At 68.5% G+C, this 23,593-nt stretch carries 16 protein-coding genes and 1 pseudogene; 10 read left to right on the forward strand and 7 right to left on the reverse strand.

Translation table 11 applies throughout. The annotated features are described in order from the left end of the window. Positions 1-24: 24 nt before the first annotated feature. Genes WJ438_RS01480 through WJ438_RS01490 form a run of 3 tightly spaced genes read left to right on the forward strand, consistent with a single transcriptional unit; the run spans position 25 to position 3,921 of the window. Positions 25-1,878: a peroxidase family protein gene (locus WJ438_RS01480; RefSeq protein WP_406723609.1), complete on the forward strand. Its 1,854-nt coding sequence runs from the start codon at positions 25-27 to the stop codon at positions 1,876-1,878. 1 nt (position 1,879) lies between these two features. Continuing rightward, entirely contained in the window at positions 1,880-3,424 is a 1,545-nt protein-coding gene (locus WJ438_RS01485; protein WP_406723610.1) for a trypsin-like serine peptidase, read from the forward strand. Beyond that, a complete protein-coding gene (locus tag WJ438_RS01490; protein ID WP_406723611.1) occupies positions 3,409-3,921 on the forward strand; it encodes a hypothetical protein in 513 nt (170 codons plus the stop codon). The genes WJ438_RS01485 and WJ438_RS01490 overlap by 16 nt, the downstream gene beginning before the upstream one ends. Positions 3,922-4,152: 231 nt before the next feature. Here WJ438_RS01490 and WJ438_RS01495 read toward each other — a convergent pair whose 3' ends face one another. The 3 genes and pseudogenes from WJ438_RS01495 to WJ438_RS01505 all read right to left on the reverse strand — a co-directional run. After that, positions 4,153-5,931, reverse strand: coding sequence for a S41 family peptidase (locus tag WJ438_RS01495; protein WP_406723612.1), 1,779 nt, complete (start codon positions 5,929-5,931; stop codon positions 4,153-4,155). Positions 5,932-6,079: 148 nt separating this feature from the next. Next, the gene (locus WJ438_RS01500) at positions 6,080-7,006 is read right to left on the reverse strand and encodes a DNA/RNA non-specific endonuclease (protein ID WP_406723613.1); all 927 of its coding nucleotides are present in this window, start codon (positions 7,004-7,006) and stop codon (positions 6,080-6,082) included. A 119-nt stretch (positions 7,007-7,125) separates the two neighbouring features. Continuing rightward, positions 7,126-7,287, reverse strand: a pseudogene (locus WJ438_RS01505) (IS6 family transposase); the annotation flags it as partial. Positions 7,288-7,548: 261 nt separating this feature from the next. On the opposite strand from WJ438_RS01505, the gene WJ438_RS01510 reads away from it, so the two are divergent. Together WJ438_RS01510 and WJ438_RS01515 are read left to right on the forward strand one after the other, a co-directional pair. Further along, complete coding sequence (locus WJ438_RS01510) at positions 7,549-9,270, forward strand: IS1634 family transposase (protein ID WP_406723614.1); 1,722 nt, start codon at positions 7,549-7,551, stop codon at positions 9,268-9,270. 130 nt (positions 9,271-9,400) lie between these two features. Further along, positions 9,401-11,863, forward strand: a complete 2,463-nt coding sequence (locus WJ438_RS01515; RefSeq protein ID WP_406723615.1) for a Helicase associated domain protein — start codon at positions 9,401-9,403, stop codon at positions 11,861-11,863. A 201-nt stretch (positions 11,864-12,064) separates the two neighbouring features. On the opposite strand, the gene WJ438_RS01520 is transcribed toward WJ438_RS01515, so the two are convergent. The 3 genes from WJ438_RS01520 to WJ438_RS01530 all read right to left on the reverse strand — a co-directional run bounded on the left by WJ438_RS01520 (position 12,065) and on the right by WJ438_RS01530 (position 17,971). Then, positions 12,065-13,825 (reverse strand): ABC transporter ATP-binding protein, encoded by a 1,761-nt coding sequence (locus WJ438_RS01520; protein ID WP_406723616.1) that lies wholly within the window; start codon positions 13,823-13,825, stop codon positions 12,065-12,067. Then, on the reverse strand, positions 13,822-15,606 hold the full coding sequence (locus WJ438_RS01525) for an ABC transporter ATP-binding protein (RefSeq protein WP_406723617.1): 1,785 nt from the start codon (positions 15,604-15,606) through the stop codon (positions 13,822-13,824). The genes WJ438_RS01520 and WJ438_RS01525 overlap by 4 nt, the downstream gene beginning before the upstream one ends. A 205-nt stretch (positions 15,607-15,811) precedes the next feature. After that, complete coding sequence (locus WJ438_RS01530) at positions 15,812-17,971, reverse strand: hypothetical protein (protein WP_406723618.1); 2,160 nt, start codon at positions 17,969-17,971, stop codon at positions 15,812-15,814. Between the two features lie 509 nt (positions 17,972-18,480). Between WJ438_RS01530 and WJ438_RS01535 the strand changes: the two genes are divergently transcribed. The 5 genes from WJ438_RS01535 to WJ438_RS01555 all read left to right on the forward strand — a co-directional run bounded on the left by WJ438_RS01535 (position 18,481) and on the right by WJ438_RS01555 (position 21,729). Continuing rightward, positions 18,481-19,194, forward strand: a complete 714-nt coding sequence (locus tag WJ438_RS01535) for an IS6 family transposase (protein ID WP_406729555.1) — start codon at positions 18,481-18,483, stop codon at positions 19,192-19,194. 165 nt (positions 19,195-19,359) lie between these two features. Continuing rightward, the gene (locus WJ438_RS01540; RefSeq protein WP_406723619.1) at positions 19,360-19,707 is read left to right on the forward strand and encodes a VOC family protein; all 348 of its coding nucleotides are present in this window, start codon (positions 19,360-19,362) and stop codon (positions 19,705-19,707) included. 450 nt (positions 19,708-20,157) lie between these two features. Beyond that, complete coding sequence (locus WJ438_RS01545) at positions 20,158-20,655, forward strand: hypothetical protein (protein WP_406723620.1); 498 nt, start codon at positions 20,158-20,160, stop codon at positions 20,653-20,655. A 132-nt stretch (positions 20,656-20,787) separates the two neighbouring features. Further along, positions 20,788-21,252, forward strand: coding sequence for a hypothetical protein (locus tag WJ438_RS01550; RefSeq protein ID WP_406723621.1), 465 nt, complete (start codon positions 20,788-20,790; stop codon positions 21,250-21,252). A 69-nt stretch (positions 21,253-21,321) separates the two neighbouring features. Next, entirely contained in the window at positions 21,322-21,729 is a 408-nt protein-coding gene (locus WJ438_RS01555) for a hypothetical protein (RefSeq protein WP_406723622.1), read from the forward strand. A 109-nt stretch (positions 21,730-21,838) separates the two neighbouring features. On the opposite strand, the gene ltrA is transcribed toward WJ438_RS01555, so the two are convergent. Further along, positions 21,839-23,302 carry a group II intron reverse transcriptase/maturase gene (gene ltrA / locus WJ438_RS01560; RefSeq protein ID WP_406723623.1) on the reverse strand — a complete coding sequence of 488 codons (1,464 nt, stop codon included), beginning with the start codon at positions 23,300-23,302 and terminating at the stop codon, positions 21,839-21,841. Positions 23,303-23,593: the final 291 nt, after the last annotated feature.

Consider the following 23,593-nt stretch of genomic DNA (forward strand, 5'->3'; position numbering starts at 1 on the left):
CAGAACTGACCCAAGGAGTGTCCGATGAGCACGCAACGACGCGCCGCACGGCGTTCCGTAGCCGGATACCGCTCTTCCCTCCCCTGGCGGATCGTCACTGGCATCGCTGGGTACGTCGACCGGCGTACCGGCTGGGACAAACTGGCCGTCACCCCAGGTCTGTTGACCCTCCTCGGGCTGCGCGTCAAACTCCGCCAGAAGAACCTCCACGACACCACCCAACTGCCCTCTGTCAATCTTCCCGATCCCGCGCCGCCGTCCGAGAGCCACAAGGTCAACCGGACCGCCGACGGCAGCCACAACGACCTCGACGAGCCGCGCATGGGCATGGCAGGAACCCGCTTCGGCCGCAACATCCCGCTGGACAAAGTCGCCCCGGCCACGGCCGAGGATGTCCTGTCCAGGCCGAACCCGCGCGAGGTCAGCCGCGCCCTCCTCACCCGCCACGAGCTGATCCCGGCCGAATCGGTCAACTCCCTGGTCGCCGCCTGGCTGCAGTTCATGATTCGCGACTGGTTCAGCCACGGTACAAGCCCCACGGAACGGCCTTGGGAAGTGCCCCTCATGGACGATGACCCGTGGCCGGAGCGCCCGATGCGTATCATGCGGACACCGGACGACCCGACCCGCGATCCATTGGCGCCCGCCGGGACGCCTGACACCCGGGTCAACGTGTCCTCCCACTGGTGGGACGCCTCCCAGATCTACGGGACGAACGAGACGGAGCAGCGCCTGATGCGCACCGGTGAGCTGGGCAAGCTGCATCTGTGGGACGACGAGCAGTCGCCGTTCCCCTCGGACCCCTCGCGCGATCCCTCACGGGTTCCCGGCTTCTGGCTGGGCCTCGCCATGATGCAGAACCTGTTCGCTCGGGAGCACAACGCGATCTGCGACCACCTGCACGCCGCGTATCCGTCCTGGGGCGACGAGGAACTGTTCCAGCGGGCCCGGCTCGTCAACGCCGCGCTCCTCGCTAAGATCCATACCGTGGAGTGGACGCCGGCCGTGATCAGCCACCCCACCACCGTCAAGGCCCTGCGGTCCAACTGGTGGGGCATCGCCGGCGAACGCGTCCACAATCTCTTCGGCCGGATCAGCGAGAGCGAGGTCATCAGCGGCATCCCCGGCGGCGAGACGGACCACTACGGCATCCCGTACGCCCTCACCGAGGAGTTCGTGGCCGTCTACCGCATGCATCCGCTCATCCGCGACGAGTGGCACCTGCGTTCCGCCGTCGACGACGCGCCCCTGCGCCACTGCACCCTCCGCGACATCTCGGGCCCCGGGGCGCTGAAGGTCCTGAAGGCCACGGAGATGGCCGATCTGCTCTACAGCTTCGGCACGCTCCACCCGGGTCTGGTCACCCTGCACAATTTCCCGAGTTTCCTGCAGGAGTTCGAGCGTCCCGACGGGTATCTACAGGACCTCGCCGCCACCGACATCCTGCGCAGCCGGGAGCTGGGCGTCCCCCGCTACAACGAGTTCCGGCGGCTACTGCGGCTGAAGCCCGCGGAGAGCTTCGAAGAACTGACAGATAACCCGGCGTGGGCCGAACAGATCGAGCGGCTCTACGACGGCGACATCGAGAAGGTCGACCTCATGGTCGGGCTGTACGCGGAGAAGCTGCCGGCCGGATTCGCCTTCAGTGACACAGCGTTCCGCATCTTCATCCTGATGGCCTCACGCCGGCTGAACAGCGACCGCTTCTTCACCGAGTACTACACCCCCGAGGTGTACTCCAAGGCCGGCATGGCCTGGATCGACGACAACAGCATGATCACGGTGCTCCTGCGCCACCACCCGGAGCTGCGTACGGCCCTCGCAGGGCTGACGAACGCCTTCGTGCCATGGCACACCGCCGGAAGGACGGGGAACTGACATGGGAACGGTGGGCAGGGCTCGCGAGGAGCGCCAGCGCCAGGTCGCGGCGGCTGCCGGGCGGTACCACGAGACCAGCGACGAGCGGCAGGCGGTCGAGCGGCAGCAGGACGCCGGGGTCAGCTTCCCGGACTCGCAGCAGGCACTCGCCGCGCGCGTGGCCCGCCTGCTCGACCGGCATGCGGTGCCTGCCGCCATGGTGGTCGAGGCCGTCCGAGCGGAACCGCTGACCGCGCCCGCCGCGTACGAACGCATCCTCGGGGTGTCCAAGGAGCTGCAGGCATGGAGCTTCCTGCCGCGCGGCGCCCGGGCGGCACGTACCGTCGCCCGGATCTCGGTGCGGGAGGACGGCCGCGAGCTGCCGCTCGGCACCGGCTTCCTCGTGTCACCGAGCCTGCTGATGACCAACCATCACGTGCTCACCGACGCGGAGGCCGCCCGGCAGTGCTTCGTGGAGTTCGACGCCCAGGTCACCGTCGACAACACACCGCAGGCGCCGACGCGGCTGGAACTCGACCCCGATGGGTTCTTCGTCGCGGACGAATGCCTCGACTTCGCCCTGGTGCTGGTCGCCCCCGGCCCGGACCAGCGACCCCCGGGCCAGACATTCGGCTGGAACCGGCTCAGCGCCCAGATAGGAAAGCTGGTGATCGGCGAGCCGGTCAACGTCATCGGCCACCCAATGGGGCGCCTGAAGGAGGTCGCCGTACGCGACAACATGCTCCAGGTACGCCTGGACGACTTCCTCCACTACAAGACGGACACCGAGCCGGGCAATTCGGGCTCCCCGGTCTTCAACGACCAATGGGAGGTCGTCGCGCTCCACCACAGCGGGGTGCCCAGGACCGACGACCAGGGCCGCGTCCTGCGCCGCGACGGACGGGTCTGGCAACCCGGTGACGGCGACGACGCCATCGACTGGGTGGCCAACGAGGGCGTACGCATCAGCTCCATCCTGAAACGCCTCGCCGCCCTGGCACTCACCTCCCGGCAGCAGGCTCTGCTGGCTGAGATGGGACCGGAGTCCGGCCTCCGCCTCGCCGAGGCCGAGGTGGCTCCCGCGACGATTCCCGCTCCCGCGCCCACCGTCGCCGCGCCGCGTCCGGTCGCCGAGAGGGCCACCGCCCGTGCAGGCCTGCGCGCCCGGGACGGCGCGTTCGGCGGCAACCGGCATCTGGTCTTCCTGCACGGTCGCTCCCAGGAGGGCAAGGACCCCGAGAAACTACGCCGAGAATGGGCGGCCGGGCTCAACCAGGGACTCGTCCGCGCCGGGCTCCCCCAGTCGACCCGGCCGACATCTGGTTCCCCTACTACGGCGACAGGCTGGCGCAGGCCCTCACCGCACACGAGGCCGTCCCCCGCATTGTCGAGGCACCGACCGCCACGGCGGCGCAGGTGGTCGCACCCACCTCTCCCAGCGCCCACGCAGTGTACGAGGCGATCATCAGCGAGGCCGCCACCAAGTGGAACATGCCCCCCGAAAGGCATCTCGCCACCGAACGGACCGGCCTGGGCGACGTGGTCGGGGCCTTGCAGAGGCAGCTGAGCTGGCTGGCTGCCAGGAGCGACCTCGACGCCTGGGCCATCGCCTTGATCTTCCGTGACGTGGCCGCGTATCTCGACGACGACCGCGGCATCCGCGACGAGGTCCTGAACTGCGTACTCGAAACGATGCCGGACACGGGAGAAGTGATCCTCGTCAGCCACAGCCTCGGCACGGTCGTCGGCATGGATCTCACCACGGCTCTCCCCTCTGGTGTGAACCTTGTCCACCTGACCACGGCGGGAAGTCCACTCGGCCTGGACAGCGTGTACAGCAGGCTGCTCGTCGGCGGGCCGAAGTGTCCCGACAAGGTGACGGACTGGCTCAACGCATGGTGCCCGACCGACGCGGTGGCCATCGGATGCCCGCTGGGCGACGACTGGGCGGACGGACTGACCGACATCGCCGTCGTCAACGCCCGCGACCGGGCACACAGCATCGTGGAGTACCTCTCCCACGCCGAGGTCGCCCGGGCGGTGGGCAGCCGCCTCGGCCACTGATCCGACTTCAAACCCGGCCGAGCGTGACACTTCTCCATCACGCGAGGGAGGGGCCACCGTCACGGTCGCTGTGAGAGTTGTTCTGTCTTGCTGGCGACCAACTGGCCGGCTGCGAATCCATCTGCTCGGACTGACTGTGCGGAGTCCGCGTTGGGTACTGTCACGTCGGCCTGGCCGTTGGCCAGATCGATTGATTCGCGCGGTCGCTGGTCGAGGTAGATGTCTACCCGATCAACGTTGGTGGCTTTCACCCTGAGTCGCAGGGCACCGTCGACGGGGGTGGCGTTGATGGATACGGCATGTGGGGTCCGGTTTTTTGAGGAGCTGGCCGGCACGGTCGAAGAGGTCGGCGTTGTCCTCCAGAAGATCTCGGCGGGTCATCTGGTGCCGCTCGTCGGGGATGACGCCGAGGTCTTCCACGGGGGTGCCGGACTGGGGGCCGACCCGCAGGGTGCGGCGGATCGATACGCGCATGCCAGCTCCTTTCGGCAGCGGCACGTACGGCGTGGCCTTGTCACCCTGCAGGAGAGAAGAGAGCAGCTGGTGGGTCCAGACGTTGGCGCCGCCGGCGCCGGTGTTCTCGTCGGTGCCGAGCACGGGGCCAATCTGGTGGTCCTGGAAACCTGCGGCGAAGATGTCGGTGGCGGAGTAGCAGCGGGCATTGGTGATGAGGACGACCGGGCCGAAGTACTGCTGCCCGATGGCGTTGGCCTTGTCCTCGGGGGTGAGGGGGAAAGCGCTGGAGAAGGCGGCGCCGATCTCGACAGCCTGTTCCATGGAGGGGACCCAGGCACCGAGGTTGATGTCCGGATTGGTTTGGTGTTCGCGGCAGATCCGCAGGTTGAGCGGGGTGTTGATGAACTGCACCGGCTCGGGGACGATCCGGCGGGGTGTCAGGACCTGCAGGGCGAACTCGGCGGCGTGGATGTGGCCGCCGCCGTTGTCGCGGACATCCACGATGAGCCCATTCTGCGGCAGCTTGCCGATGAGACGGACGAATTCCTCGACGAACGCGAAGGGGTCATCGACGTTGAATGTGAAGATACGGATGTGGCCATACGTGCCGGACTCTGTCCGCACTTTTTGGGCCTTAAACACCTTGGGCATCGTGGTGGCGACCTCGCCCTGGCGCAGTTCGGGGAAGGACTCGTTGGCCTGGACAGCCTTCTCCTGGGCGACGACCCGCGGCGCGAACAGCAGCACCTTGGCCCGGCTGGTTTCGTCCGCGTCGAGATCCAGGCCCTGGGACAAGGCGGCGGCGCTCACCGCGTCCGCGTTGACAAACGCGGGCAGGTTCTCCACGATCCGCCAGTTCTCCCGCAACTCGCGCTTCGTGCCGCCCTCGTCGATGTAACTGACGGTCACCCACTCCTCGAAGGGAGGCAGGTGGATGCGCAGCGGCCGCACCGTCAGCGACTGCACGCCTCGGCTACGCCGGGCTGGGGTGTTGCTGCCGGCGAACCGGGCCGCGTTCAGGTCGACGGCGTCGGAGATGGGGATGCCGCTCCAGTGGGTGATCTCGACGCCAGCCTTAAAGCCGGGTGCGGAGAAGCCCTCGACCACGTGGGTGACCATGAAGTGGGTGCCCTGCTGGTCTGTGTACTGCTCGATGAGGAACGGCAGGAAGGCGATCTTGCCGGCGAAGGGGTTGGGGAGCAGATAGTTGGTGTGGAGGTCTCTGACCGAGTGGAAGGTCTCCGACACCTCGGCGTGGAAAATCCATTCCAAGGGCATGGTCTTCTGCGTCTGCCGTTCCAGGCGCCGACGCAGGACCCGCAGGCGCTGTACCGGATTCACGGCGTGCATCGCGGTCTTCAGCGGCAGGTGGACGTAGTTCTGCTCCAGCAGGACCAGTGCCTGGTCGACGATGAGACGGCGCTCCTCCAGCGTCAGGGTGCCCGCGCCCTGGAGGAAGGTGTTCAATGCCGTTGAGGTGGCCAGGTGAGCGCGGACCGGTTCAGCGGCCTGCTGGATGAACTCGGGCGGGGTGCCGTCAACCGGGTTCGTCATGGTGCCTCCTGAGGGTGGGACGGGGCTCTGGAACTCGCGATATCAGTGATCGGGCGACGTCCACGAAGCAAGCGCGCCGTATGCGGCTTTTGCGCTCGATCGGATACCCCGAGTGGCTTCGAATGGGGGATGCTGATCTCGGCTGTCACTAGTCGTTCTGCCAGGTGATGTCGTGGAAGCTGCCGAGCGGCGTCCACCGCTCCTCGCTCGGCACGCCTGCTACCACGGCGACCGGCCTGAACCGGTCGACCGCCGGCAGTGGCCCCAGGTCCAGGCCGGTGATCTGGGCGATATCTCTGACCGGGGCCTGGAACGTGCGGAAGGCACCCAGAGGCGGGGGCTCACCCACAGCCTCGGCGGCAGCCAGAGCTGCCTCGGCGTCCGTAAGGTCGGGACTCTGATCCAGTACGTAGGCGGTTGCCGCCAGCTCACCGTCGTCGATAAAGGCTGCGACCTTCCAGAAACGAAGCGGGATCTTCACTCCCCGGTAGACCGGATCGTCATCGAGCAGGACGGGTCCCGAGTGGACCACCAGCCGTCGATCAAACTGGGCTGCGTGGTCCAGCAGGAAGTTCTCCAGCCCCAACCACAACTTGATCCCCTGATTGAAGACGTCCGCCTGCGGGGCCGCGTTCGTGTAATGGAAAGTGTCCTCATCCGCCTGATCCGCTTCCGCAGGCTCCCCCCACACAGGGTCCAACCGGCGGACCAGGTGCCCCCGGTCCAGGGAGTTATGCAGGTACAGCTCATTCCCCGCCTGGATGCCGACAGGTACTCGCGGGTCCAACCGCCACTCGCTATCCCGATCCGAAGCACGAAGCCGTGCCCCGTCGATGGCCACAGTCGTCGCCGCTGCCAGCTTCCGGTCCGGACGCAGCACCACGGTGAAGTGCGTGTACAGCAGCTGCACCGTCGCGAGGCTGGAGTCCGCAGGACGGGGCAGCGGCACGCTTCGTCCGAGAAACATCGGATCGTAGCCAGCGCGGTTAGCGAGAGAGCCAGCGGTAAAGGTGCTGGCCGAGGCGGCCGGCTGTGCCGGGTCGGGGGACGTCGTCATGGTTTCGAGGTACCGCACGCCACCGATGACCACACTCCCAGGGACCCGGATGGCGGCAGGAAAGGCGCTGTCACGTTGTGCGTGTGTGAGTGCCTGACGGTGTGTCGGGTGTGGGGGGTCGGGTTCCGGCTCCAGGCTCAGGCTGCGGTGGGCAGGGCGGTGGCGCCGGTGATCTGATCCCGGATGGCGAAGCGGGTGGTCATCTCGGTGCGGTATGCGGCGGCGGTCATCAGGTGGCGGTGGGGTCGGAAGTGGGGTGAGATGCCGCTGAACGCGGACAGGAACCGCTGGGCTCCGCCGGGGGCTTGTGAAGAATCAACACGTTGCTTTGCGGGCTCTGGCGCGTTGGTCTGGTATGCGCATACCGAGTGAGGTTCGTGATCAACCCGCCCTGCGGCCTGCGTTCCGCGTAATTCGGGGGTTCTGGAGTCCCTGCCGGGCTGAAGGTGCAGGTCAGTGGGTTGGAGGCTGGTGACGCGGGCGGATTCGCCTAGAGACGCGATTCTGCGGATTCACCTGCGCTGACCTGGAGTTGCTCCGTAGGGTCTGGAGTCGTGTATGTGAAGACGACGAAGCGGGAGAACAAGTCCGGCACGGTCCGGTACCTGCACCTGGCCCACAACGAGTGGGATCCGGTGAAGGGCCGGGCGGTCCCGAAGGTCCTGTTCACGTTCGGCCGTGAGGACCACCTCGACCGGGACGCGGTGAAGCGCCTGGTCGCGTCTCTATCGAGGCTGCTGGAGCCGGGTGAGGCCCTGGCGTCGACGGCGGCGGGTGACCTGGAGTTCGTCTCGTCGGTCCCGTTCGGCGGCACCTACGTCCTCGATCATCTCTGGCGGCGGCTGAGGATCGACAGGATCGTCGGGCAGGTCGGGCAGCCCAAGCGGGGCCGGCGCCGGGACATGTCGGTGACCGAGCGGGTGCTGTTCTCCCTGGTCGCGAACCGGGCCCTGGCACCGTCGTCGAAGCTGGCGGCCGCGGACTGGGTCACGCACGACGTGCGTGTCGAGGGCCTGCCGGCCACCGACGACGACGCCTGCTACCGGGCGATGGACTGGCTCCACGAAGTACAGGACGACCTGGAGAAGCGGGTGTTCGACGAGGTCGCCAACCTCCTCAACCTCGAGGTCGACCTGCTGTTCTTCGACACCACCAGCACCCACTTCGAGCTGGAGGAGGCCGACGAACCCGTCGCCCGCGACGACCAGGGCCGCCTCCCGACGGACGATGGCCCACCCGCTGAAGAGGACGGCGAGCCCGCGGATCAGGCCGGGTTCCGCACCTTCGGCAAGTCCAAGGACTCCCGCGGTGACCTGCCGCAGATCGTGATCGGGATGGCCGTCACCCGGGACGGGATCCCGGTCCGCGTCTGGTCCTGGCCCGGCAACACCGGTGACCAGAAGCTGATCCGGCAGGTCAAGGACGACATGCGGGACTGGACCCTCTCCAAGATCGTGTGGGTCACCGACCGGGGATTCTCCAGCGAACGCAACCGCCGCTACCTCCGCCAGGGCGACCATGCCTACATCGTCGGCGAGAAACTCCGCTCCGGCAGCCCGGAGGTGAAGGCCGCCCTGTCCCGCCAGGGCCGCTACGGCGAGATCGCCCAGAACATGCGGGTCAAGGAGGTGCGGATCTCGGAGACCGAACGGTTCGTGATCTGCCACAACCCCGAAGCCGCCACCCGTGACCAGCACATACGCGAACAGCTCGTCTCCCAGCTCACGACCCTGATCGAAGACACCGACCAGCTCAGCGACTTCAAGCGTGGCGAACTCCGCGGCAAGATCGCCGACAAGCCCGGCCTCAACCGCTACCTCCGCACCACCCCGGCCGGCAAGCTCCGCATCGACACCGCGAAGATCAAGACCGAGGAGAACCTCGACGGCAAGTACCTGCTGCGATGCTCCGACCCGGACCTGTCCGCGGAGGACATCGCGCTCGGCTACAAGCAGCTCCTCGAAGTCGAGCGGGGCTGGCGGGACATGAAGCAGATCATCGACCTGCGGCCCGTCTATCACCGGCTCGAGGAACGCATACGCGCCCACGTCGTCCTCTGCTGGCTCGCCCTGCTGCTGATCCGCATCATCGAGACCACCGCCGGCGCGACCTGGCCGACCGTCCGCCGCGAGCTCGACCGGCTCCACCTGGGCACCTTCACCGGCCCTACCGGCCTGTTCCGGCAGGTCACCACCCTCACCAAGCCCCAGACCGACCTGCTGGCCAAGCTCGGCACCCCCGCACCGAAGCAGATCATCGCCCTCGAACCCGCACCCCGCTGACCAGCACGAACACCAGCGCCTAGAGAAACGCCTCTCGGGCGCCCTCACCCATGTCCGCGCAGGTCAGACCCCAGATTCGTGACTCTAGGACGCTGAATTACGCGGAACGCAGGAGAGGAGGAGCGTGGAAATGCTGGGTATTCGGCTTCGGGAACACCAGGTCGATCAGAAGTCGGCGTTTCGGAGGTGGGTGGGATTTCCTGCAAGGTCATCCGTGCCGCCGGAGGGGGCGCGGGGGACGATCGTGTCCGCGACCGGATCGGGCAAGACGATCACCGCGGCCGCGTGCGCGCTGGACTGCTTCCCGGGCAGGCGGATCCTGGTGACCGTGCCGACCCTGGACCTGCTCGCACAGACCGCTCAGGCGTGGCGGCTGGTGGGCCACCGCTCCCCGATGGTCGCGGTGTGCTCGCTGGAGAAGGACGAGGTCTTGGAGCGGCTGGGGGTGCGCACCACCACCAACGCGATCCAGCTCGCCCTGTGGGCCGGGAGCGGGCCCGTCGTCGTGTTCGCCACGTACGCCTCCCTGGTGGATCGCGAGGACCCAGAGGACCCCTTGGGCCAAGGGAAGGCGCGCGGGCCGCTGGAGGCCGCCCTGGCGGGCGGGGAGCGGCTGTACGGGCAGTCGATGAGCGGGTTCGATCTCGCGATTGTGGATGAGGCCCACGGCACGGCGGGGGATCTGGGCAGGCCGTGGGCGGCGATTCACGACAACGCCCGGATCCCGGCGGACTTCCGGTTGTATTTGACCGCGACCCCGCGGATCCTGGCCGCGCCCCGGCCGCGGAAGGGCATCGGCGGGCAGGAGCTGGAGATCGCGAGCATGGCCGACGACCCGGACGGGACGTACGGTCCGTGGCTGGCCGAGCTCGGGCTGAGCGAGGCGATCGAGCGGGGCATCCTCGCCGGGTTCGAGATCGACGTGCTGGAGATCCGCGACCCCTCGCCGGTCCTCGGGGAGTCCGAGGAGGCGCAGCGGGGTCGGCGCCTCGCGCTGCTGCAGACCGCACTGTTGGAGCACGCGGCGGCGTACAACTTGCGTACGGTCATGACGTTCCACCAGAAGGTGGAGGAGGCCGCCGCCTTCGCGGAGAAGCTGCCGCAGACGGCGGCCGAGCTGTACGTCAATGACACCTCGGATGAGGATCTGGCGGCCGCGGACCGGCTCCCCGCCTCGTCGATCGACGCGGACTTCTACGAGCTGGAGGCCGTCTGCTTCGCCGACACCCGCGGCTCCCAGGTGGAGATCGTGCAGAACATCGGCCGGGCCCTGCGGCCCAACCGGGACGGCTCCACGAAGGTCGCGCGGATCATCGTGCCCGTCTTCCTCCAGGCCGGCGAGGACCCGACCGACATGATCGCCTCCGCCTCGTTCCGCCCCCTTGTCGCCGTGCTCCAGGGCCTGCGCTCGCACGACGAACGACTCGTGGAGCAGCTCGCCTCCCGCGCCCTCACCAGCGGACAGCGCACAGTGCACGTGAGGCGCGACGAGGACGGACGGATCGTCGGGGTCGGCGGCGAGGACCAGGAGCAGGGCGACACCGACAGTGCGGTCGAGTCGGCGCTGCTGCACTTCTCCTCTCCCCGGGACGCCAGCACGATTGCGGCGTTCCTGCGCACCCGGGTCTACCGGCCAGAATCCCTGGTGTGGCTGGAGGGCTACCAGGCCCTCCTCCGCTGGCGGAAGGAGAACCAGATCACCGGCCTCTACGCCGTCCCCTACGACGTAGAGACCGAAGTCGGGACGACCAAGGCGTTTCCACTTGGGCGGTGGGTGCACCAGCAGAGAAAGGCCCTGCGGGCCGGAGAGCTCGAGGAGCGGCGCAAGGAGCTGCTCGACGCCCCGGAGGCCGGCATGGTCTGGGAGCCCGGCGAAGAGGCATGGGAGACCAAACTCGCCGCGCTGCGCTCGTACCGGCGCGCCACGGGGCACCTCGCACCCCGCCAGGACGCCCTCTGGGACGACGGCGCCGGCGGCCAACCCGTGCCCATCGGGCAGCACATGGCCAACCTCCGCCGCAAAGACGGCCTCGGAAAGGACGCGGAGCGGGCGGCGGAGCGCGCAAAGCAGCTCGCGGCAATCGACCCGGACTGGGACTGCCCCTGGCCACTGGACTGGCAACGCCACTACCGCGTCCTCGCCGACCTGGTCGACGCCGACGGTGTACTGCCCGACATCACACCCGGCGTCCTCATGGACGGCGACGACCTGGGCAAGTGGCTGGAGCGGCAGAAACAGCCGGCCACCTGGAAGCAGCTGGCGACCGAGCAGCAGCAACGGCTGACCCGACTGGGCGTACAGCCCGCCCAGGCGCCGACTGGCGGCCCGGCAGCAACGCGTGCGACGAAGGTGTCGAGCAAGGCACAGCAGGCATTCCAGCGCGGCCTGGCAGCCCTCGCACAATGGGTGGAACGCGAGGGCGCTCACCGGCCCGTGCCGCGGGGGCACAGCGAAGAGATCACAGTCGGCGGCGAGACCGAGCCCGTGACCGTGAAGCTGGGCGTATGGGTCTCCAACACCAAATCCAGGCGGGGCAAGCTCAGCGCGGAGCAGCTGGGCGCGCTGCGGGAGCTGGGCGTGGAGTGGGCATAGATCCGTAGGCTCCGCTGGGACGCGGTCGAACTCGTGTTGGCCGTCGGGCCGGCCAGTGACCGAGGTCGCGCGGGAACTCGGGATCAGTCCGGAGTCGCTGCGGGGCTGGGTGAAGAAGGCCCGCGCCGCCCAGGACACCGGATCGGGACCCGATGCCTGGGGGCGGGCCGTCGATCGAGTCCCTATCGAATCCGGAGCGGTTCAGTCTTGGCCGTTCCAGGACCGCCAGAGCGCCGCGTACGGCCCTTCCGCGGCGACCAGTTCGTCGTGGGTGCCGAGCTCGACGATGCGGCCGTCCTCCATGACGGCGACCCGGTCGGCGTCGTGCGCGGTCTGCAGACGGTGCGCGATGGCGATCACTGTGCGATCGGCGCGCACGGCAGCCATCGCACGTTCGGCGTGCCGTGCCGTCGTGGGGTCCAGCAGCGCGGTCGCCTCGTCGAGAATCAGCGTGTGGGGGTCGGCCAGCTCCACCCGGGCGAGGGTGAGTTGCTGGGCCTGGGCGGCGTCGAGCTGAACGCCGCCGGCGCCGAGGCGAGTGTCGAGCCCGTCCTCCAGCTCCTGGGCCCAGTCGGCCTCAACCATGGCGAGCGCGGCGAGCATGGCACCGTCGGCGGCGTCCGGCGCCGCCATCGCGAGGTTCTCCCGGAGGGTCCCCAGGAACACGTGGTGCTCCTGGGTGATCAGGATGATGCGGTTGCCCAGTGCGCCCGCTGCGGCCAGGGCCGCGACCGATACGCCGCCCACCTTGATCGACCCCATGCGCGGAGCCCCCACACCGGACATCAGCTTGCCGAGGGTGGACTTGCCTGCGCCCGAAGCGCCGACCACTGCCAGCCGCTCACCGGGCTGCACCGTCAGATCGACGTCGTCCAGCACGTCGTGCGTACCGGAGTACGCGTAACGCACTCCGGAAACCTCGATGCGGTCGTCGGCGGGCTGCCGGGTGTCGGGCGCGGTCTCGTCGGTGACTAGGCCGACGCCCTTGATCCGGGCGAAGGACGCCCCGCTGCGCTGGAGTTGCTCCACCCAGGTGAGCGCGCGGTCGAGCGGGTCGACCAGCTGCCACATGTAGAGGCTGCCCGACACCACCAAGCCCAGGCTGACCGCACCGTCGAGGTAGGCGAGCCCTCCCACCAGGAGGACCAGCGCCATGGGCAGCGAGTGCGCGAATCCGGTGACGGGGAACAGCACGGTGCGCAGGAACAGGGTGCGCCGACCCGCGCGGTACGTCGTGTCAATGGTCTTGTCCGTGTGCAGCACCCGGCTCTTGCGCAGGCCGAACGCCTCGATGGTGCGGGCACCCTGTGCCGTGGCGTTCAGCGCCTCGGCGACGTCGGACGCGGCCGCGCCCTCGGCGAGATAGGCGTCCCTGGCCCTGGCGAGGTACCAGCGGCTGACCCACCAGACGAACGGCAGGCCCACGAGCGCGCACAGCCCCAGCAGGGGATGCAGCACGAAGACCGCGACGAAGATGAACAGCACCTGCACCATGGCGATGAACACGTCCGGCGCCGCGTTCCGCAGCGTCGAGGCCACGGTGCCGACGTCCACGGACGAGCGGGTCACCAGATCGCCGGTGCCGACCTGTTCGACCACCTGGGCCGGCAGGGCGAGGGTCCGGTCGACGACTTCCTCGCGCAGCCGGGCAAGCGCGCGCTCGCCGAACCGGTGGGAGTGGCAGCGGGCGTAGCGGGTCAGCACCAGCTGGGCCACGGCGAAGGCAAGTACGGCCATGGCCAATTGGTCGACCTGGGAAGTCGTGATGTCTTCTTGCTCGACCCTGGTGACGATCTTTCCCAGCAGCCACGGGCTCGCGAGGCCCGCCAGCGAGGCCAGACAGGTCAGGATGATGATCTTGACCATGGCCGGGCTGTCGTCCTTGAGCAGCCCCCAGCTGGCCCGGCGCACGGCCGGGCCGTCGGCGACCGGGAGCCGCAGTACCTCTTCCGAGCCGCTCATCGGCTGATTCCTTCCTGGGTACCGGCCGCTTGGACGGACGGTTCGTTTTCGTCGGCGCCGCGGAACACCAGGGCCCGGTAGTCGGGCTGCTGCGCGAGCAGTTCCCCGTGTGTGCCGACCGCGACGACCCGGCCGTTCACCAGGTAGGACACCTGGCTCGCGTGGCCGAGCAGCAGCGGGGACGTACTGACGACGAGGGTGGTGCGTCCCTCGCGGGCGGCCTTGACACGCGATGCGACGGTGGCCTCGGTGTGGGCGTCCAGGGCCGAGGTCGGCTCGACAAGGAGCAGGACCTCGGGGTCGGCGAGCAGCGCCCGCACGAGCCTCAGCCGCTGCCGCTGGCCACCGGACACGTTGAGGGCCCGGTTGTCCAGGCGGGATTCGAGCCCGTTCGGCAGTGACTCGATGATGTCCTCGGCCACGGCGGCCCGTACCGCCCGCTCGATGTCCTCGTCGGAATGGGATTCCCGTACGGAGACGGCAGCGCGGACCGAACCGCCGAAGAGGTACGTGTCGTTGTCGGCGAAGAGGATGTGGCGGCGCACCTCGGCGAGCTCCATGTCGGCCAACGGGATGCCGCCCCAGGTGGCGTCGGAGTCCGTGTAGCGGCCCAGCCGTTCGACCACCGCACGCGCCTCGTCGAAACGGGCGCTCACCAGAGCCGTCATCCGGCCCGCGGGAAGAACCAGTCCGGAGACCGGGTCGTGCAGCTCGGCGGAGCCGCTCGGCGCGGGCACCAGCGTCTTGCTGTCCTCGACATCGGGCGTCATCGCCAGGATGTTGGTCACCCTGCGCGCGGAGACGAGCCCGCGCGGGAGGTCGTCGGCACCTTCGATGAAGAACGTCACGGGCACCAGGAGCGTGGCAACGTATCCGTAGACGGCCACCAGTTCACCGACCGTGATGGTGCCGCCGGCGGCCATCCGCGCGGCGATCCAGGTGACCAGGGCGAGGAAGAGCACCGGCAGACAGGCTCCGAGGGACTGCACCCAGCTGGTGAGGGAGGCGACGCGGTAGCCGTCGGACAGGAGGGCCTGGGACCGCTCCCGGTAGCGGCGGGCGAACATCGGCTTCCCGCCGATGCCGTTCAGCACGCTCAGCCCGGTGACCACGTCCACCGCCTGGGCGGTGAGCTCGCCCTGCTTCTCCCGGTAGGCCCCCTCGGCGCCGTGCAGCTTCTCCAGCAGCGGGCCGATGGTCACCGCCAGCAGCGGGACTCCCAGCAGGACCACGAGCGCCAGCAGAGCGGAGATGTTGAACAGCAGCACGGCGGTCGTGGCGTAGGCGATGACCGCGCCCACACCGGGCCCCGCGATGGTCAGGGTCTGGGCGATCCGGCCGATGTCCCCCGCTTGCAGATGGGTCAGCTCACCCGCCGACACCTTGCTGGTCAGAGCCGCACCCAGATGAGTGATGTGCCGGACGACGACCTGCACCGTGCGGTACGCCGCATCGACCCGGATGAGGGTCATGGTGCGGTGGCGCAGGATGCCAAGGACCGCGACGACCGCACCGACCGCAAGGATGACCGAGACCCAGAGGACCAACTGCCCCCGGTCTCCCGCCTTAAGACCGCTGTCGATCGCCTTGGACATGAGGTACGGCGACAGCATGAGCGCGCACATCCATGAACTGCCCCACAGGGCCCCGAGGACGACCCGCTTGCGTTGCATCTTGACCAGCCACCACAGATAGCGTGCCGGGCTGCGGTGGTCCGGCGCTCCCGGATCGGCATAGGGGACCCGGTGCGCATACGTGCGCAGGTCCGATCCTTCGGTCATCTCGGTTTCCTCACATCGGTTCGTCGAGCAGTTTCGCGCCGCGCCGAACTGCCTCGGCTCGACGAGGATGCGCAGAACGCGAAGAGGGCAGGGGGAAAGAATCCTCGGCGGCGAATCAAGGAACACCAGGTAGACCAGAAGGCGAATTCCCGGAAGTGGGTGGGATTCCCTGGTGTCTACAGCCCGGGGGCAGGCTCGCTGATGATCAGAGATGGGGTGGTTGGGGATAGGTGGCGAGGTGGTCTTGCAGTTCGCGGTGGCGGAACTGGTAGGCGGTACCGGAGATCCGCAGGATGCCCAGGCTGTAGCAGGCGTGGAGGAACCTGCCCAGCCGCCACGGGAGACGGCCACGGGTGCACAACAGCAAGCTCACATACCGCAGGACAGCTCGGCCTCCGAACCCGAACGTGAGCCCGAACACGAGCCCGCCCCCGAACCCGAACACGAGCCCGAACACGAGCCTGCCGAATACGAGCCCGAACACGAGCCAGACCGCAAGCCAGACGGCAAGCCATGCGGTGAGGTCTTTTCGGATCAAGGCCAGCGGATCAGCGATTGATTTCTCGGCTTCCAAAAACAGCCTGCCCGCGAACCCGCCCACGAGCCCGACCGCGAGCCCGCATACGAGCCCGACCTCGAACCCGACCGCGAGCCCGAGCCCGCCGAATACGAGCCCGAATACGAGCCCGAATACGAGCCCGAATACGAGCCCGACCACGAGCCCGAACGCAAGCCATGCGGCGAGGTAGCCCCAGCCGGCTGGCGTACGCAGCAGCTCCAGGTTCACGCGACGCGGCTCGGGCCAGGACCGCCCCCACGCCGCGAACACACCGCCCACCGTCAGCGGTGCGGCCCAAATCAGATGCCACGTGCTGAAGAAACCGGCTCCGGCTCCGGCTGAGAAAAACCACAGCATCGCCGCCCCGGCCGTGAGGAAGACCGCTGCGACCAGGGCCCGCTCGGTCCAGCGCACCCGTCCGGGGCCGGCCAGGGGCCACAGTTCGTGCAGCACCAGGTCGCTGGTGGGCAGGGAGCGGCCGGCCAGGGTACGCCCGGCGGTATTGGCGTGCAGGTAGGAGGCCAGCAGGGCCAGGGCGCGCCAGGCCGTGGCCGGGTCCGGGGGCTGTGCGCGCCGGCGCCGGTGGTTCTGCGGGCCGCCGGTGTCCGTACCGGTGTCGGCGTGCAGGGCCGCGGGGACGAAGTGGTCGAGCAGGTACCGGTGCAGTCGCCCGGTGCGGGCGAGGGGGAGCAAGCCGGCGGGGTCGCGCCGGTAGGCGCCGTTCGGGTCGCGTTCTTGGAAGACGACGGCGGCCAGGGTCAGCCGCCAGGGGGTGTTCAGGGCCAGAGCGAGCGCCCGGGCGTCGGCCGGGACGCTCGCGCCCGCGGCCAGTGCCAGGGCCTCCAGGACCGGCTGCCAGCGGGCCCGCCCGGCCGGGTGGGCGGCCACCCGCCGCTGCAGATAGGCGCGGGCGGTCCCGGGGCCGACCCGGGCCAGGGAGACATGGACCACGGCATGCGGTTGCGCCTCGGCCGCCTCCAGCGCCTGGTAGTGGCCGCGGCGGCAGGTGAGCACCACCGGATGATGCTCACCGCCGACCTGGTAGTCGTCCACGGCCCGCAGCAGGCCGGCCGCGCGGGAGGTGTAGCCGGGCAGACCGGGGTCCATCTCGTCCAGGCCGTCGAGGACCGGCAGCACCAGGCGGGCGTCGACCACCCCGGCCGCCTCGCGCCGGCCGAGCCGATAGGTCTCGGCCAGGTGGGCGGTCAGCCAGTCGCGGAGCGGGCCGCCCGGCCAGGCCGCCGCGGACAGCCGCACCGGCACCGGCTCGCCTTCCGCCCGGTCCCGGGCCAGGCCCAACAGCAGTTCCAGCGCCAAGACCGTCTTGCCCGCTCCCGCATCACTGCCCGCTCCGCCGTCCAGCGTGCCGGTGATCACCAGCCGCCCCGGCTCCAGCCCCCGGTAGAAGACGGTGATCTGCGAGAGCGTCCCCGCCGGTGCGGCTCCCTCGGCCCCCCACGCCGTCGCGGTGAACGGCAGGTCCAACCGCCCGCTCAGCGCCTCCCGGCCACCGCCCAGCAGCCGCTCCAGCTCCTTCCCCTCACGCCGGACAACCTCGCGGGCCAGGTCTTTGGCGATCACCTCGGCGGTGCGCTGCTCCCGCAGCGCCCGCAACGTCGCCCACAGACTCCATCCGCCGGCCACCATGCCGATCAGCCCCGGGGCGAAGGACAGCACCCCGGCGGTGTCCGCGTCCGCCAACTTCACCTGGCCCAGCGCCCACACCATCCACCCCAGCCCGGCCAGACACACCACCACGGACACCCACACCGTCACCAGCAGCCAGACCCGCCCCCAACTCCTCATGTCCCCACTCCCCTTGGCCGCCACCGCACCCACACCGCGCCAACGTACCGCGCAAAAGATGACGCGGGTTGACGCGGCCTCCCCAGCCCGCAGAATCCGACCCCTCGGTACGGCTGACACGCACAAAGAGGTACCGGCGTACCGAACCCCCCCGGCGGGCATGGGTGCGATCTCTCACCTTCGTGTCAGTACGCCACCTGCGCGTATACCGCCCGGTGACAGTACCGACACCCCCTGATCTCTCATGCGCCCTGACTACTTTGTACGGGCTTGCCGACGGTCGTGCCCGGGTGGACGATGTCCGCACCGTTGACCGTACAGACCCCGACAAGCGGACCGCAGCGGCGTTCAGCGTGACTGAGCGGGCCTGCACCGCGGTCGGCTGGGAGTTCGCCATGTCGGGTCCCTGCCCTGGTGTTTATGGCGAATCTGGGCGTTGTCAGGTTGTCCGGCAGCGTTCCTGATTGGCATGATCATCGAGTGGATCGTCACTGGTGAGAGGGCAGGTCGTGGACTCGGTGCAGGCACCCTCGTACCGGGGTTACCGTTATCCGCCGGAGGTTATCGGTCACTGTGTGTGGCTGTATCACCGGTTCACCCTGAGCCTGCGCGACGTCCAGGAGCTGATGCTGGAGCGGGGTGTCGAGATCACGTACGGGACCATCCGCCAGTGGTCCATGACGTTCGGCCCCGACTACGCGGCCGCGCTGCGGCGGCGTGGCCCGCGACCGGGTGACAAGTGGCATCTGGATGAGGTCTTCATCAAGGTCAACGGCGAGCTGAAGTACCTGTGGCGGGCCGTCGACCAGGACGGAGGCGTCCTGGACATCCTGGTCCAGAATCGGCGGGACAAGGCCGCGGCCAGGCGTTTCTTCAGGAAGCTCCGCAAGGAGACCGCCTCGGTGCCGCGGGTGGTGATCACCGACAAGCTCCGTTCCTACGGGGCGGCTCTGCGCGAGACCATGCCCTCGGTGGAGCACCGCTCTCATAAGGGGCTGAACAACCGGGCAGAGAACTCCCACCAGCCGACGAGGGAACGCGAACGGACGATGAAGGGCTTCCGATCCGCCGCCTCAGCCCAGCGGTTCCTGGGAGCTTTCAGCTCCATCTCCCCGCACTTCCGACCACGCCGCCACCTGCTCACCGCCCGTGACTACCGACAGGAGATGACCGAGCGCTTCACCGTGTGGAACCAGGTCACCGGCGTGTCCGCGCAGGCCTGAACCAGCACGGACATCCCGCCCAGCCACGCCCCGCTACAGGTCACGCCGCCCGACGCTCCCTCAACTTGACAACGCCCCGATGATTCCTGCCGACCGATCGAGTCTGCCTTCGAACAGGAACAGTGACGTATCCGAGGTTCGACCTCATGGGGCAAGGAGGCAGTCGTGGCGGTAGGAATCTTCGCTGGTATCGCGGTGAGGAACTACAGGAGTGCGCTGGAGTGGTACAAGCAGCTGTTCGGCTCGGAGCCGGCCTTCTACCCGAATGACGTCGAAGCGGTGTGGCAGCTGGCTGAGGATCGGTATGTGTACATCATCGAGGACGCCGAGCGTGCCGGCGGCGCTGTGAGCATGATCTGGGTGGATGATCTCGAATCCGAGGTGGCGAAGATCGCCGAGCGAAGGCTGCAGCCGGTAGGCGTTGAGAAGCACGACGATGTGTGGAAGTACGTCTACCACGATGCCGACGGCAACGAGACAGGGCTCGGTGGCAAGGTCTCAAGGTCCGAGTGACCCTGGACCGTTCAACGCGAGGTCCGGGTCCGTGAGGGTGCAACGTGACTGCGCTCAAGGCCGGCGGAGTCTCGAAGAGCGAGTCAAGGGTCGGGCAGAGACGAGGTCAGTCGCCGAAGAAGTGAAGGGCCGGGTCTTTGACCTGCGGCCGTGCAATCGATCAACGCTGCGACCTGCGACTTAGCTGTCGGTGGTTGTCAGCGTTGGTCGTCGTTGCGCACGGCCCAGAGACGGCCCGGGCGGAGGTGTCGTGGTATGCCCCTCGATGCGAACTGCGGGCGCGACAGTCGTTGTGGTCTGCTCGGCCGATCATGTGGGTGTTGAAGGCGGCGACGGTCGGCTGTGATCGCTGTGGTTGCTGCACTTCTCTGCTGTACGGGAAGTCCCGCTGTGCAGTCGACTTCCTGCCTGTGTCCCCAACGGGGCGTCTCCTCCGGCATCCTGTCCGACGTGACATTGATCCGTGCGGTGGCGATCGGCTTTCTTGCCGGGGGTGCAGGAGCCCTGATCTTCGACCCCAGAGGTGAGGGACTCGACCACCTGCGTCTCGCCATGCTGATGGGGTTGCTTGTCGGTCAGCTCCTCACGGTCCCGGTCTCACTGGTGGGCGGGGTCGTCTGGGCGCGGCCACGGAAAGGGAGGTCGATTCGACCTTACGACTTTTCCATGGGCTCCCTGCTCATGGCCTTGGGTGTTCTGGTTGTGATCCAGGCGCAGGCAGCGGTGAACTGGCTCAGCACCGAGCCGACCCCCGGTGGCGTTGGCGATCCGGATGGAGAGACATCCATAGCGGGGTTGGCCGGCCTTTCCGGATGTCTGATGGTCCTCGTCGGCCTGGCGTTGCTGGCGAATGGCGTCTGGACGAGTACGCGGACAGGTGGCCTGCGGCCCACTGAACCTTCGCCAACTTCGTTTTCGCAGGTCACTGGGACTGGTGTGAGTCGTTGATCTCGTTCTCGTGCTGGTCGGGGGTGCTTGTCGGAGCTCAAGATCGTCTGCCGTGCCGGCGATCACGGATCTGTGGATTCCCCGGCGGGCGTGAGGCGGATCTCCGTACGATCCGGGCGGGAGGTACGTCAGGTGGCCCAGGATGCGGAACCGGACCTTCGTGAACTGATCACGGCCCGCCGGGCCGAACTGGAGGTGCAGGCAGAGAAGTTGAGCCTGCAGCTGCAGGAGGTCCGCGACGAGCTGGAGGAACTCGCTGTTGCCGAGCGGGTCGCACGCCGGCTGGCCGAGCAGGTGCGCGCCGAAGCCGGGTCGGCGGTGACGCCGTCCGCCGGGCAGGTCGCGGGCCGTGTGGTGCTGGCAGTGCCGCAACGTGAGCGGGGCATGGACGAGACGGTCCTGCCCGCGGACTACCAGCGGATCATGGACGTGGTGCGGCGGGCCGACGGTCCGGTCATGGTCAAGCAGGTCTGCACCGAGCTGGGCATCTCTTTGGAGCCGGCCCGCTCGGAGGCGATGCGGGCGAAGCTGAATCGGCTCGCCGAACGGGGTTGGCTGCGCAAGCTCGCCGACGGGAAGTTCACCACCACGCTGTGAGTGAGCGTGAGCGGCGACGCCGCGCGAGGGGCCCGTAACATCCGTGCCCCCGGCGGCAGTTGATGTCGTATGCGAAACAAGACCAGCTCCGCCAGGGGCACTGAGACGGTTGTCTACCAGTCAAGCCTGACCCTGTCCACGGCCACCCTGGCCCACCTCGGCGACCTGCTGCGCGGGCATCTGAAGAAGATCGGCTCGCGGTGGCGCAAGCTGCCGCCCGGGAAGATCGCAGCGATCGTCCTCGCCGTTCTCCGCCATGACCAGCGGCTTGCCAACATGGCGGGCGGCAACGGCGTCTCCGCGACCACGGTGCGGCGCTGGGTGCTGGAAGTGATCAACTTGCTTGCCGCGCGGGCCGAGCGCCTGGAGCGCGCGCTGAAAAAGGTCGCCCGGAAGGGTGGCCACGTCGTACTGCTGGACGGCACCTTGATCCGCACCCGGCGCCGCACCGGATTGGACAACCGCCGCAACTGTTGAGTCGGCACGGAGCGCGGTGCCGATGTTGCCATCGGTCCGTTTCTCCGTGCCGCTCGCCGAACCCGGCGTGCGGCTCTCACCGCACCGGGCTCTCCACGGTCTCTGTCGTTCAGGCGTGGTTGAGGGTCCAGGGGTTGGGGATTGTGTTGCCCCGGTAGCGATAGCGGGTGACCGCGATCGAGACCATGGGGAACAGTTCGATCCCGTCCGCCGAGAGCTTGTGCCACCGGCCGTTGCGGTCGGTGAAGCGTCGGCGGACGTCCTTCCACCTCCAGCGATGCAGCACCATCCACCAGCTGGTCACCCGTCGCCATACGAAGTGGTCCAGGGCTTTCAGCGTGGTCTTGCATACCGCGTGCTTGAAGTAGTTGACCCAGCCGCGCAGAATCGAGTTGATCCTCTTCAGCACGGTCCCCGGGTCCTGCTGCGACGTTCTGTTCGTCAGGGCACGGATCTTGTCCTTCAGCTGCCGGATGGGCCGGTCGGCGATGAAGGTGTAGACGTACCACTTGTTCGAGCCTCGCTTGCGGCGCCACTGGATGTGGAACCCCAGGAAGTCGAACCCGTCCGACATGTGCACGATCTGGGTCTTGGCCGGTGACAGCCGCAGCCCGAGAGGGTGCAGTACGTCGGCGATGTCCTCGCGCAGGCGGGCGACGTCGTCACGACTGCCGTCGACCAGGACGACGAAGTCGTCCGCGTAGCGGACGATGCGCCAGTTCGCGCGGCCGTGGTGGCGATGGTGTGCCCGCCTGCCTCTGGTGGACATCCGCCCGCCCGGCTCCCACGGCTCCATCACGTGCTCGTCGAGCGCGGACAGGGCGATGTTCGCCAGCAGCGGGGAGAGGATGCCGCCCTGCGGGGTGCCGGTGAAGGTCTCCTCGCGACCGCCGCCCTCAGTCAGGACACCGGCCTTGAGGAACGCCTTGACCAGCCGCAGCACGCGCTTGTCCTTGACCCTTGCGCGCACCCGGTCCATCAGGGCCGTGTGGTCGATGGAGTCGAAGCACGCCTCGATGTCCGCGTCCAGCACCCAGCGATAGCCGTGGGTGCCGTAGCGGTGGATCTCGGCGATCGCGTCGTGTGCGCGCCGCAGGGGCCGGAAGCCGTAGGAGACCGGCAGGAAGTCGGCCTCGAAGATCGGTTCCAGCACCAGCTTGAGGGCCGCCTGGACCACCCGGTCGGAGACGGTCGGGATGCCGAGCCTGCGCACCTTTCCGCTCCCGCCGGGCTTGGGGATCTTGCGTTCGCGTACCGGCAACGGGCGGAATTCACCCGTCTTCAGTACGCGTCGCAGGTCCTCCAGGTAGCCCGGGAGGCCGAGTTCCTGCTCGACGTTGACGACGGTGAGGCCGTCCGCGCCCGGCGTTCGGGCTCCCTTGTTGCCCGCGACCCGTTCGAACGCCACGAGCAGCGTCGCCGGATCGCATACGAGGTTGAACAGATCGTCGAACCTGCGGCCACGGTCGGCCGCCGCCCAACGGTGAAGCTTGGCCTGCATCCCCGATACCCGCTGGTGAGACCCCCGCGGGGCCTCAGGAGCACTGCTGTTCAGCAGCGCGTCTTTCGGCATTGCAGCCTCCTTCCCTTCTCGAAACCGCTGCCGCCCTTCCCCATGTGCCAGGCTCTCCCCGGCTCGGAGTACTACGGTGGCTCCGCCCCGCCCCGGCCCGGTCGGCCGACGGTGGACCCAGCCCTCCCGCCGTGCTGGACACGCGGCAGGAGGGCGGGACCGGGACGGTTCCCGTGTTCGCTCGTTGTTCGATCGTCGGAGTAGGAGCCCGGCTATGCCCCCGCGGCCTCGCCACGGCTACCCCGCAGCACTTCACCGTGGCCTCCCCGCGCGACCGAAGTAGACCGCGCG

Source organism: Streptomyces sp. GD-15H (assembly GCF_045291515.1).
In the GTDB taxonomy this organism is placed as follows: Bacteria; Actinomycetota; Actinomycetes; order Streptomycetales; family Streptomycetaceae; genus Streptomyces.

What these genes read in the sequence shown, in the direction of transcription:
- WJ438_RS01480 (WP_406723609.1), top strand. Translation starts at nt 25, where the DNA reads ATGAGCACGCAACGACGCGCCGCACGGCGTTCCGTAGCCGGATACCGC.
- WJ438_RS01485 (WP_406723610.1), top strand. Translation starts at nt 1,880, where the DNA reads ATGGGAACGGTGGGCAGGGCTCGCGAGGAGCGCCAGCGCCAGGTCGCG.
- WJ438_RS01495 (WP_406723612.1), bottom strand. Translation starts at nt 5,931, where the DNA reads ATGACGAACCCGGTTGACGGCACCCCGCCCGAGTTCATCCAGCAGGCC.
- WJ438_RS01515 (WP_406723615.1), top strand. Translation starts at nt 9,401, where the DNA reads ATGCTGGGTATTCGGCTTCGGGAACACCAGGTCGATCAGAAGTCGGCG.
- WJ438_RS01520 (WP_406723616.1), bottom strand. Translation starts at nt 13,825, where the DNA reads ATGAGCGGCTCGGAAGAGGTACTGCGGCTCCCGGTCGCCGACGGCCCG.
- WJ438_RS01525 (WP_406723617.1), bottom strand. Translation starts at nt 15,606, where the DNA reads ATGACCGAAGGATCGGACCTGCGCACGTATGCGCACCGGGTCCCCTAT.
- WJ438_RS01530 (WP_406723618.1), bottom strand. Translation starts at nt 17,971, where the DNA reads ATGAGGAGTTGGGGGCGGGTCTGGCTGCTGGTGACGGTGTGGGTGTCC.
- WJ438_RS01555 (WP_406723622.1), top strand. Translation starts at nt 21,322, where the DNA reads ATGCGAAACAAGACCAGCTCCGCCAGGGGCACTGAGACGGTTGTCTAC.
- ltrA (WP_406723623.1), bottom strand. Translation starts at nt 23,302, where the DNA reads ATGCCGAAAGACGCGCTGCTGAACAGCAGTGCTCCTGAGGCCCCGCGG.